Raw genomic sequence first — 11,989 nt, 5'->3', positions numbered from 1 at the left:
GATCAATTGCCATTGTTCGTCCGTCAGGTCGCTGGGATAATTCGCGCACATCGTTACGGCTCCGTCTTCCTTGACTTGAGAACCAAGACGGCGGAGTCGTAACGTTTTTCATCGATTCATGCAATTTGAAAACACGGTCTTAGTCGCGTGGTTGTGCCCAGCGACGTTATGGGCTTGAAGATAATTCGCCGTGTACATCTTGTCACGGTATTTCCGCAACGCGTCTGAAACCTCGTGCGGGTTGACTAGTCCGTTTTCACCATAAGTATTCGTTACCTTGATATTCGGGGCCAAGTCCTTGAAGGCATCTGCCGTTTGCTCGCTGGCTTTTTGCCAGGCATCGGAGACTGGCTTGTTAATTTCCTTAATACGTTCATCACCAGCTGCGTTCGCATCGTCCATGATTTGGCGCGCCATGTCGCTGCCAAGGTCATGCGCGGAAATGAGATCGCCGAGGACCGGCGTGGCCCGCGCAACGGCCCCGCCTATACCATGGGCTTCGACATTGTCGGAGAACTCGAGTACCGCGAGGCCGGTGCTAATGATCGGAATCACGCGAAGTACGTTGCGGCCAATGAATCCCGCCAGACGCTTCGGAGGAATGTTCTCGACGATCTTCTTTGCGGCGTCTGTGACGAATGATCCTTTAGTACCTATGGTCGACGCCTCGCTCCTTGCAAATGCTGCGACGTTAGTGTCAGCGCGCAGAATTGGCCACTTGCACTACGCGCCGAGCCGTTTCAGGTGCGCAATGCACTGAAAAACTGTGCAGCCGAGACGGCCGCACCACAAAAAGCAAAAGCACGAATGCATCCGCAGATTACACAAATTTCGCAGACAGAAGAGCGAGGCTCAATCCGGTTCTGAAAATCTGCGTCAATCTGCGGAATCCGTGGACGAGTTCTGATTTGCTCTGCATGAAGCGGCGGAGTGCCACGAGAGCAACGGCTTTGCAGCCGAGACGGGCGCACCACAAAAGAGATCACAACGTCTCGCGACACATGCTCACACCAGCGTGAGCATGGCACCCAAGATTCCTAGACTTGGTGGGATACAAGCATTACTTGCCCGCCGTCGCTACCGCGCGTTCGAAGCAGGCGCGGTTGCCGGCCATGTATTGCCCGCACTGGTCTAAGAGGGCTTGCGGGTCGGCGGCGCCTTGGCGTTTGGCCAGCTTGGCCAGGTCGAGCGGCTCTTGCGGCAGCGTGTTGCGGGCGCGCGAGTTCATCAAGCGCAAACCCCCTTCGACGCTGCGCAGATAACGGTAGCTGGCGGTGAGAAAATCGGCGTCCTTAGCCGAGAGCACGCCCGCGGCCCGTAGCGCCGCCAGCGCGTCGAGCGTGTTGGCCACGCGCAGGCTGGGGTGTTTGCGGCCGTGCGCGAGTTGCAGCATTTGCGCGGTGAACTCGATATCGACGATGCCGCCGCGGCCGCGCTTCAGGTTCCATTGCGGTGCGTTTTCTTCGAGCCGTAACCGCATCGCGTGAATGTCGCGGGCGTATTGCGACTGCCACGGTTGATCGTAGGCGGCGTGCAGCACCAGCTCGGCGGCTTCCATCGCGGCGTCGTCGGTGCCAAAGACCGGGCGTGCCTTGGTCAGCGCCTGCCGCTCCCAGAGTTGCCCTTCTCCTTCGGCGAAGTAGCGCGCGAATTCGGCGAAGCTGGTCGCGAGCGCCCCCGAGCGGCCTGTCGGACGCAACCGCGGATCGACTTCATACAGTTTGCCGTAAGGGCTGAGGCGGCTGGCGATCTTGATGATGCGCTGTCCAAGTTCGCTGAAGAAATGTTGATTCGTCGTGGTTTCGGCCTGGCGGCGGCGGGCATGGGTCGTCATGCCGTCGGCTTCGTACAGAAAGACGACGTCCAGATCGCTGTGAAAATTCAGCTCGCGGCCGCCCAGCTTGCCCATGCCCAGGATGGTCCACGAGCAGGGTTCGCCAGCGCGCGAACCTTCGCCGATGGTGGGCGTGCCAAGCTTGGCGGTGAGCTTTTCGTACTCCACGAGCGCGATCCGCTCCAGGCAGACCTCGGCGATATTCGTCAGCGCTGCGAGCGTTGATGCAATATCTTCCTTGGCCAGAATGTTGCGCACCCCGACGTACAACTGCTGCGTGTTCTTGAAGCTGTGCAGGATCGGGTCGAGATCCTCGGCGCCGCGACTCAGCTCGGCTAGCATCGTGCCCAAATCGTCGCGCGAGGGCAGCTTGTTCAGCACCAGGCTGTCCATCAATTCGTCGATCATGCCCGGATTGCTGATCAACATGCCCGAGAGCAACTCGCTGAACGAACAGATTTCGACGTACAGCGTCATCGAGGGAGGATTGAAGCTGAACAATTCCCACAAGACGCCTTTACCGCCGAGCGAGTCGCTGACCTTTTCCAGATTGGTCAAAGTCGAATCGGGGTCGGGCGTGGCGGCAATGGCTTTGAGCAGGCGTGGCGCGATTGATGCCAAAAAGTGCCGGCAGCGGCGCGTCGACAAGAAGCGGATCTTCTCGCTCGCCAGCGCCTGCAGATTGCGATATGCCAGTTGCACGTCGCGGAAAGGATACCGCCCCAACACGCTTTCGATCTGCTCGGGAGGCGGATCGGGATCGAGTACCAGGTCGACCTCGGGCTCGGTTTCGGCGTCGTCGCCGAAAGCGTCGTGCAGCAAATGATCGAGAATCTTGCGGTTGAGCGCGGTCTTGGTGCGATAGTCGTTTTCGAAGCCGGCGAGCGCCGTTTTGCCTTTTTGATCCGTGTAGCCCATGCGTATGGCCAGGCGCCGCAATTCCTGCGGATCGCTGGGCATGCTGTGAGTCTGCAGATCGAACATGATTTGCAGGCGATGCTCGATTTTGCGGAGGAAGCTGTAGTTTTCCTCCAAGAGCGAGCGCTCCTGGTGCGTCAGGCAACCGGTGTTTTCCAGTTGCGCGATCGCCTCGAGCGTATTGCCCGTACGCAGCTGCGGCATGTCGGCGCCGTTCAGCAGTTGTAGAAACTGAATGACGAATTCGACATCGCGGATGCCGCCTTCGCCGGTCTTCACGTCGAAGGCGTCTTTGCCCTGCGTGTGGGTGCGGTGCTCGATGCGGCGCTTGAGCGCTTTGATGCCCGTGATATCGGCAAGCGCCAGATAGCGGCGATAGATCCACGGTTCGAGATGGGCGAGAAACTCCTGGCCGAGATCGAGGTCACCGGCCACGGCCCGCGCCTTGACGTACGCTTGCCGCTCCCACGTGCGGCCGAGCACGTCGTAGTAGTGGGTCGATTGCTCGACGCTCTGCACCAAGGGGCCGCGATCGCCCAGCGGTCGCAAGCGCAAATCGACGCGATACGGCACGCCCAGGTCCGTCGCTTCGGACAGCAGGCGCACGACGTCGCGTACCAGCCGATCGAAGAATTCGACGTTGTCGATCGCGCGCGGGCCGTCGGTCTTGCCGTCGATTTCGTAGAGAAACACCAGATCGATGTCGCTCGAATAGTTCAGCTCCACACCGCCGAGCTTGCCCATCGCCAGCGCGACAAAGCGGGCCGGGCTGCCATCGGGGCCGCGCGGGTGTCCGCGCTTTTCAATCAGCCGGCGGCGCGCGAAACGGACCGCGCTTTCCACGATGGCGTCCGCGAGGTACGAGATTTGCGCCGTCACCGTCGACAGCGGCTGATTGCGGATGATGTCGCCGTACGAGATGCGCAAAGTCTCGCGCCGCTTGTAACGCCGCAGCGCCGTCATCACCGCATGATCGTCGTCCAGAGCCGCAACCTCCGCGGCCAATTCCTCGACCAGCACGTCGCGCGCCACCGGCTGCCCTTCGGTGATCCGGAGCAAGTCGTAAGCACCGGGATCGAGCACCAACAGGTCACTTAGATACTGGCTCGTGGCCATGATCTGCAGCAGATCCGGCAGCGCTTCGAGATCACGTTCGAACAAGGAGCCGATTGCGAGCGGACTGCGCGACGCCTGGATGAATCGATCCAGGTTGTTGAGCGCCATGTCAGGATTGCTGGAGCGCGGCAGGTGCTCGGCCAATTGATCGCAGAGCGTGGCCAAGAGATCGAGCGGGATGCCGGCCGTGGCCATGTTCACCAGGTTGGCGTGGCCGCGCTCGAGATTCTCCAGGCCCCACGAGCGCAGCCAGCCGTCCGCCTCGGCGGGATTATCGAGGAAATGATGCAGTCGGCCGATTTCCATCTTTATTCCGTCGCGCCGGGGAGCCGCCTGCGGAGGGGGCGCTTACAAGCTGTAGACTTCGGGGCCGACGTGGCTGGTGACGACGCTGCCGAACAACGTCCACGCATTGGCGTCGTAAATCACGACAGGAAGGAATTGCCCGACGAGACGCTCGTTCCCGTCGAACACAACGATTCGATCACAGTTGGTACGACCGGTCAACTGAAGCTTGCCGTCGGTGGCGCGGTTCATTTTGCTTGGCCCTTCGACCAACACTTCCACCTGGCGGCCGAGGAATGCCTGGTTGTCTTCTTCGCTGATCGCGGCCTGCAGTGCCAAGAGTTCGTTGTTGCGGCGGCGCTTGACGTCGTCCGGCACGTCATCGGGGAACAACTCGGCTCCCTTGGTACCGGGGCGCTCGCTGTACTTGAACACGAAGCTGTTCTTGAAGCGTCCTTCGCGCAACAGCTCGGCCGACTGTTCAAAATCCTCTTCGGTTTCGCCGCAGAAGCCGACGATGAAATCGCTGGTCACCGCGGCGTCGGGAATGGTCTCGCGAATGCGCGCGAGCATCTCGCGATACTCGCCCACCGTGTAACCGCGTTTCATCCGCTTCAGCACCGCGTCCGAGCCGCTTTGCACGGGCACGTGCAAGTAGTGGGAACACTTTGGCAAATCGCGGACGGCGGTCAGCAGCTCGTCGGTCATATCCTTAGGATAATTCGTGACGAACTTGATGCGATCCAGCCCCGAGATTTCGTGCAAACGCACGAGCAGGTCCGACAGGCGCGCGGTGCGGCCATCGGCGGTGTGCTTATAGCTGTTGACGGTTTGCCCCAACAGAGTGATCTCGCGGCAGCCTTCGTCGGCCAGGCGGCGCGCCTCGATTTCGATCTGCGCGGCCGGCCGGCTCTGCTCGGGCCCGCGTACCTTCGGCACGATGCAATAGGTGCAGAACTTGTCGCAGCCGATCATGATCCGCACGAAGGCCTGGTACGGCGAGGGGCGCATCTGCTCGTCGCGCAAGGGATCGTAGCTTTCGAAGCTGCGCTCGACCTCGGCACGGCTGCCGGCCGTGCGGTCGAGACTGACTTCCATCCGCGGGCCGCTGCCGGCGGCGATCTCGGAAATCAGCGTGGGAATCTGGTGCAACTGACCCGGCCCGACGACCAGGTCGACGTACGGAGCGCGGTCGAAAATCAGTTGCTGATCTTTCTGGGCCATACAGCCCAAGACGCCGATGATCTTCTTCGGGTTGTGGGTCTTGGCGTGCTTAAGCCGGCCCAGGGCGCTGTAGATCTTGTCTTCGGCGTGTTGCCGGACGCTGCACGTATTGAAGAGGATCGTGTCCGCCTCGCGCGCGCTGGCGACCAGCTCATAACCCTGTTTGCGCAGACTGGCCACGACCAGCTCGCTATCGAGCATGTTCATCTGGCAGCCGACGGTTTCGATATACAGCTTGGGCATGGGCTGGAGCGTATTGACCGATTGTCGAGCTGCATGCTTATCGGCCTGTGGCCGAAATGCATGGCACGCAAAGTTCGTTGTTGCGGCCCGTTTCCTTACTCAGCCCGAAGCGCCAGCGAGGAGCCCCGTTTCCCTCGCTGGCGCTTCGGGCTGATAGGGATGGCGACTTGGGGCGGGCGAACCCAAATAGTAACGCGCCAGTGGCCGGCCGGGCGAGGGGGGATGCGCGGCCCGGACGCCAACTTTGGTGCTTACTCCGGCCGAATCTGCACGTCCAACGATCCTTTATTGTCATCCAGCTCGGCCGGCGAGTCGTTGATCCGCAGGTACAGCGTGCCGGTCGCCTCGGGCCGAATCGTCCCTTCTGCGCCGATCGCAAGGGGACTCAACAGCGTGCTCGCCGAGTCGGGATCGAAGGGTTCGGGATGGACCGCTGCCAGCAAGATGCCCAACGGTTTGCGTTCCCAGTAGCGAATCGTGACCCCCTCGGGTCCGCTGGGCCAGGGGCGCGGATCGGCGGCAACTTGAAAGCGCCCGGTGGCGCGGAGGTGGTACGTCTTGCCCGCTTCGAGCGTGACGCCGGCTGCTTGCCAACCACGGTCGGCGGCGACTTTCACTTTTGCACCGGCCGCGGGAAGCGGTTTTCCGGGACGGAAGTTGATCGCTTCGCGCACGAGGTCATAACCATATTCCAGGTGCGCTACGAAGAGTTGCCACTCTTCGGCCAATTCCCGCCAGTCGGCGTCGAATGCCTTGCGGAAGCGATCATTGAAATCTTTGGGGTCCGGATGCCGCGCCAGCTCGCGAAAGCGTTCCTGATAGCGCGGATGGCCGTCTAGAAACGCCGCAATGGCCCAGCACCAGCCATAGGGCTCGACCTCTTCGTGGGCCCGCGCGTCGTAGGTGAGGATATCGTCGATCGGCATGCGGCGACCGGCGGCGAGCGCGTCGCGCACCAGGCGCACGCGCCCCCAGCCCGGCACATCCTCGGCATCGGCGGGGAACTGGTTGAGCGCCACTTGGCCGTCAACGAGCGCGTGCGTAGCCAATAGCTCGGCGATGCCCTCCATGAACCACGGCGGACCACAGGCGCCGAGGTTCGTGTTCATAAAGGCGTGCGTTCCTTCGTGCAGGAGTAGGTGCCGGCGGTAGTAATCGTCTTTCTGATCGAAGACCCAAATACGGTTGCCACGAAAGTACGCGTGATCGAAGGCCGGCAGATCGGCCGGCAGCAGGCCGACGGCCGCGAAACGCGGCTTCTCGCGCATCAAGCAGGCCACGATCGGAGCCGACGACTTTGTGATCTCGATATGGAAGTAGGCGAGCCATTGATCGAAAGCCTGGTCGAAGGCGTCGGGTAAGGAATCGACGCCGGGACCGGCCGGCAGGTCGGTGTACAGGGTGAGATGTCGCCCCTTAAGTTCACGGATCTTGGCCACCTTGAGTTGGGCCGGCGTGGGGCGGAGATCTGGGCGTGCCTTGGCCGCGCCCGATGGTCCGGCGGCCGGCTCGGTTTCGGCCGCGCCGCTCATGGTAAGAATCGACCATGCGGCCAGCAGCACCAGCAACGCAGTGGATTTCGACATACCGGCCGTTCTGCTCGTGTCCTGATGGTTAGCGATCGGACCTGAAGTCCAACGTTCTATTGTACTTTCCGCCTGGCGATCGCGACCGGTAATGCAGAATCGTGCCGAGTGGGGAATCCGGCAGCGGCCGCACCAGGTACTAGTTGGCTTCTCGTGGGAGTTAAGCCGGACAGGGCGATCGATTCGCGATGCGAAAGGTTCCTATTAACGGTCGACTCATCGTCGCCTGGTCCGGCGCCGGCTACTCCGGGTCTTGGCGTGACGATAGACTGAATTCAGGGGAGGACGTGGAGGAACGAAAGCGCCCCAGGGAGAGCGCCATCCACATGGTTGCGAAGCTTCGCGCGCTTGTGCCTTGTATCTTCTTGTTGGTTGGTGGCTGCGCGTCGCAAGCCCCCTCGCCCGAGGTCGGGGCCTATACTTCGGTTGATCGAGAATTCGCCGAGCCCGTCTATCAGGACTTCAAGCGAGTGACCGGCATCAACGTCGTGCCGACATTCGACACAGGCGCGACCCGATCGGCCGGCCTGGCGGCCCAGATCATGGAAGAGAATGGTCAGCCGCATGCGGACGTCTATTGGAATGGCGAGATTCTCCAGACCCTTCGGCTCGACGAGCGAGGCTTGCTCGACGAATATCCGCTCCCTAGCGACGAAACACTGCCCGAGATGTATCGTTCGCCGCGCGGGACCTGGCATGTGCTCGGAGCTCGAGCTCGCGTGTTACTCGTCAACACGGAAGTGACCAAAGACGATCAACTACCACGCTCGATTCGCGACCTGGTCGACGGCCGTTTTCGCGGTAGGGCCGGCATGGCCCGACCCATCACTGGCACGTCGGCGATGCACGCGGCCTGTCTGTTCGCGGCCTGGGGACAGGACCGTGCCGAGCAGTTTTTTCTCGAAATCAAGGACAATCACGTCCACATCATGGGGAGCAACAAGCAAGTGGCCGTGGCCGTGGGCGCCGGGCAGTTGGCCTTCGGGCTGACCGATTCGGACGATGCCATCGCCGAGATCGACCGACTGATGCCGGTGGCGATCGTCTATCCTGATCAGGGCGACGGGCAACTCGGCACGTTGTTCATTCCCAATACGGTCAGCGTTCTCAAAGGAGCGCGTCATCCGCAGGCGGCCCGGCGGCTGGTGAGTTTCATTCTGTCGCCCGCGGTCGAGACGCAACTGGCTCAATCCTCGAGCGCCCAGATTCCGCTGCGCCCGGGTGTCGAGTCGGTCTCGCGCTTGCAAGTTCCGGAGCGGGTGCGCCGCATGCAAGTGGATTTCGGCGAAGCCGCACAGATGTGGGAAGCGAACGAAGAGTTCCTGCGTAAGGAATTCAACGGCCGTTAAGCCGGGTTTTATAGCGCCCGGCGGAAGCGGCGTGGGCCGCGGCCGCCACGACCCAACAGCGGCGCGGGCGGTTTAGGTGGCTCCGCGGCTGGTTCGGCCTGCGTCTCAGAATCGGCGGCGGCGATGGGCCTTGCGACGCCCTCGAAGCCTTCGATCTCGTCGCGCGTCAGCAGCCGTTCGATGCGCATTTCGATGCGCGTCAGCTCGGCCCCTTCCTCGGGAGTAACGAAGGTATACGCCACGCCTTCGCGCCCCATCCGACCGGTGCGGCCGACGCGATGCACGTAGTCGTCGCAAAAGGCCGGAATGTCGTAGTTGATGATGTGCGAGATGCCGCTGACGTCAATGCCCCGGCCGACCACGTCGGTGGCGACCAGGTGACGAACCTTGGTTTCGCGGAAGCGGGCCATCACGCGATCGCGCCCTTTTTGCGGCAGATCGCCGTGGATGCAATCGACGTCTTCCAGGCGTTTCGCCAGGCTGCGCGTGACTTTTTCCACGCCGCGCTTGGTGCGGCAAAAGACGATCGACTGCCGTGGGTCCTCGCGCTTCAAAAGCTTGACCAGCAACTCCATTTTCCGGTCCGGCGCGACCGTGAAGTAGTACTGATCGATCGTGTCGACCGATACGTCGCGCGGAGAAAAGTTGAGCGTCTCCGGATCGCGCATATAGCGCTTCGACAACCGTTCGACCGGCGGCGGCACCGTGGCGCTCAACAAAAGTGTCTGCCGTGAGCTGGGGCAGCGCCGCAGGATCTTTTCAATGTCGGGACGAAAGCCGATATCCAGCATGCGGTCGGCTTCGTCGAGCACCACGACCGACAACCCTTCCAAGTGCAACGTGCCACGGCCGATATGGTCCAGCACCCGGCCGGGTGTGCCCACCACGATATCCACGCCGCGCTTCAGTTTTTCCATCTGCTCGCGGATCGGTTTGCCCCCGTACACCGCTACGACGTGCGTCTTGCGGCCGTGCGACAGCTTCACACACTCTTCGCGGACCTGTACGGCCAGCTCACGCGTCGGCACCAGGATCAAGGCCTGCGGACCGCGGTGATCATGGTGGGATTTCAGCCGTTCAATGATCGGAATGGCGAAGGAGGCCGTTTTGCCGGTGCCGGTGCGGGCCTGCCCCAGAACGTCGACCCCGGCGAGCGCGCGCGGAATCAGTCCAGCTTGAATCGCGGTCGGCTCAACGTATCCGGCATGCTCGAGAGCCGACATCATCGGCTCGGAGAGCGAAAGATTTTGGAATCCCGAGGCGGACTCCACGGGAGGGTGGGACAAGGACTATTTCCTGTAGGATGGTTCGCGTGCGCCGCGAACAACATCCCGCGGCGTCTGGCTAATTCAATCTGGCGATACGATTGCTGTAACTATAGCCGGCAAGGGAGGTTGAATCAACAACTTCCCGCCACCCGCGGCCCGAACGAGACACGAATCGTAGGGCCGAGGAGGGAAGCCTCCTCATTCGACAAAAATAGGCCGGAGCGTCTACGCGGCTTTCCGCCCAGACGCTACCGGCCTTTCTCGTTGTTCCCAGCAAATGACGCGAGAGTCGGGCTTACTTGCCCGTCTTCTTCAGCGACTTCTTAGCCTTCTTGGCCGTCTTCTTGTGCGAAGGCTTGGCCTTGGGGCTCTTCACGATCTTCTTCTTGGTCTTCTTAGCCATGTCCTTGGCTCCTTGAAACAAGAGGGCGCCCGCTTGCGAAATCGCGAAATCACCCCTCGAGCGCCCGCAAAGGGGAGTCGCCAAATTCTGAATTCATCCGGCGGAACCGTTGGCCCCGCGGAGCTCACAACGAGTCGCCGATTGCCCGTTCGAGACGGAAGAATCGTCGAGCCGGTGCTCAAACCCCCCGACCGGCGTGGGCATTGAAACAGTTTTCCGCGGTTCGCGTCAAGGTGAGTTGTCGGGGATGGCTCCTTCGACTCACGCACCTGTGGCCCTGACAACTGGTTGTCAGGGCGCCGAAGGCGCTTTCGTGGAGAGGATCGCGAGCGCCTGACGGCGCACGGACAAGCGCGTTTGTCCGTGCCACCCCCTAGCGCGAGCGGCCGGCCGGTTACTTGGACGTGAACCGGCCAAGCACTATGATTGTCGGTCCCAACAGCGATTTTTCTCGCCGCGTTCGAAGACCTCACCCTCGCGCGCGATCCTACGAATCTCCGCAGAAAAACGCGCGCCCGGCGCGCGCCCAAGGGAACTTGCCATGAGTCTTGCTACGAGCCGCATCGTCGACGCCCTGGAACCTTCGGCCACGATCGCCATGGCCGCCAAAGCGCGGGAACTGAAATCCACGGGCAAGACCGTTTACGACTTCACGCTGGGCGAGCCCGACTTTACCACGCCCGAACATATCTGCGCCGCGGCGGTGGCGGCGATGAAGGCCGGCCACACACATTACACGGCCGCCGGCGGCATTGCCGAGTTGAAGGCCGCCGTGGCGAAGAGCTATCGCGAGCGGCACGGCTTGGACTACGCGCCGGATCAGGTCGTCATCTCCAATGGCGCCAAGCATTCGTTGCACAATGCCTTCACGGCGCTGTTGAACCCGGGCGACGAGGTCATCATTCCCGCTCCCTACTGGGTCAGCTACGCCGAGCAAGTGAAGCTGGCCAGCGGCGCGCCCGTGATTGTCGAAACCAGCGAGGCCAGCGACTTCAAACTCGCGCCCGAACAGTTGCGGCGCGCGATCACGGCGCGGACCAAACTGTTGCTCTTGTGTTCGCCGTCCAACCCGACGGGAAGCATGTACTCGCCGGAGGAATTGGCGGCACTGGCGGACATCGTGATCGAAAAAGACCTTGGCGTGATCTCGGACGAGATCTACGAGCACCTGGTGTACGGCGGGAATCGCTTTGCCAGCTTTGCCACCGTGCGTCCGGGTTTGGCCGAACGAACAGTGCTCGTCAACGGTGTGAGCAAGTCCTACGCGATGACCGGCTGGCGGATCGGCTGGACATTATCGCCCAAGAAGCTGGCCAAGGCGATGGATAACCTGCAGAGCCAGGAAACGTCGAACCCGTCGAGCGTCAGTCAATACGCGGCGCTCGCGGCACTTTCGGGCCCGCAGCAATGCGTGGGCGAAATGCTCGAGCAATTTGCCAAGCGGCGCGAATTCGTGAAGCAGCGCATTGCGCAGCTGCCACGAATCACGGGGACGCAGATGAGCGGCGCGTTCTACGCCTTCATCAATGTCAAGGCACACCTGGGACGCAAGTACAACGGCGTGCAAGTCGACAACTCGGCCCAATGGTGTCTGGAACTGTTGTCACAGCAAAACGTGGCTAGCGTGATGGGTTCGGCGTTCGGTGCCGAAGGATATGCGCGGCTATCGTTTGCCACCAGCCTGCAGAACTTGGAAGTGGGCTTCGATCGGATCGCGGCTTTTCTGAACAGCCCGCAATAACCCTTCCGGGTTCGGCCCACTT

7 protein-coding genes are annotated in these 11,989 nt (G+C 61.7%); 2 read left to right on the top strand and 5 right to left on the bottom strand.

The features are described from left to right. Positions 1-108 precede the first annotated feature (108 nt). The 4 genes from VHD36_10990 to VHD36_10975 form a co-directional block, all read right to left on the bottom strand. The gene (locus VHD36_10990; protein HVU87837.1) at positions 109-555 is read right to left on the bottom strand and encodes a hypothetical protein; all 447 of its coding nucleotides are present in this window, start codon (positions 553-555) and stop codon (positions 109-111) included. A 505-nt stretch (positions 556-1,060) separates the two neighbouring features. Then, positions 1,061-4,174 carry a bifunctional [glutamate--ammonia ligase]-adenylyl-L-tyrosine phosphorylase/[glutamate--ammonia-ligase] adenylyltransferase gene (gene glnE / locus VHD36_10985; protein HVU87836.1) on the bottom strand — a complete coding sequence of 1,038 codons (3,114 nt, stop codon included), beginning with the start codon at positions 4,172-4,174 and terminating at the stop codon, positions 1,061-1,063. A 42-nt stretch (positions 4,175-4,216) separates the two neighbouring features. After that, positions 4,217-5,620, bottom strand: a complete 1,404-nt coding sequence (gene miaB, locus VHD36_10980; protein ID HVU87835.1) for a tRNA (N6-isopentenyl adenosine(37)-C2)-methylthiotransferase MiaB — start codon at positions 5,618-5,620, stop codon at positions 4,217-4,219. 251 nt (positions 5,621-5,871) lie between these two features. Further along, a complete protein-coding gene (locus VHD36_10975) occupies positions 5,872-7,206 on the bottom strand; it encodes a hypothetical protein (GenBank protein HVU87834.1) in 1,335 nt (444 codons plus the stop codon). 326 nt (positions 7,207-7,532) lie between these two features. Here VHD36_10975 and VHD36_10970 point away from each other — a divergent pair, with 326 nt between their 5' ends. Further along, on the top strand, positions 7,533-8,555 hold the full coding sequence (locus VHD36_10970; GenBank protein HVU87833.1) for an extracellular solute-binding protein: 1,023 nt from the start codon (positions 7,533-7,535) through the stop codon (positions 8,553-8,555). 8 nt (positions 8,556-8,563) lie between these two features. On the opposite strand, the gene VHD36_10965 is transcribed toward VHD36_10970, so the two are convergent. Further along, on the bottom strand, positions 8,564-9,841 hold the full coding sequence (locus VHD36_10965; protein ID HVU87832.1) for a DEAD/DEAH box helicase: 1,278 nt from the start codon (positions 9,839-9,841) through the stop codon (positions 8,564-8,566). Positions 9,842-10,767: 926 nt separating this feature from the next. On the opposite strand from VHD36_10965, the gene VHD36_10960 reads away from it, so the two are divergent. Continuing rightward, positions 10,768-11,967, top strand: a complete 1,200-nt coding sequence (locus tag VHD36_10960; GenBank protein ID HVU87831.1) for a pyridoxal phosphate-dependent aminotransferase — start codon at positions 10,768-10,770, stop codon at positions 11,965-11,967. Positions 11,968-11,989 lie beyond the last annotated feature (22 nt).

The sequence above is a fragment of the Pirellulales bacterium genome (assembly GCA_035546535.1).
Lineage (GTDB): Bacteria > Planctomycetota > Planctomycetia > Pirellulales > JACPPG01 > JACPPG01.
This window is presented reverse-complemented; position numbering and strand designations above follow the sequence as displayed.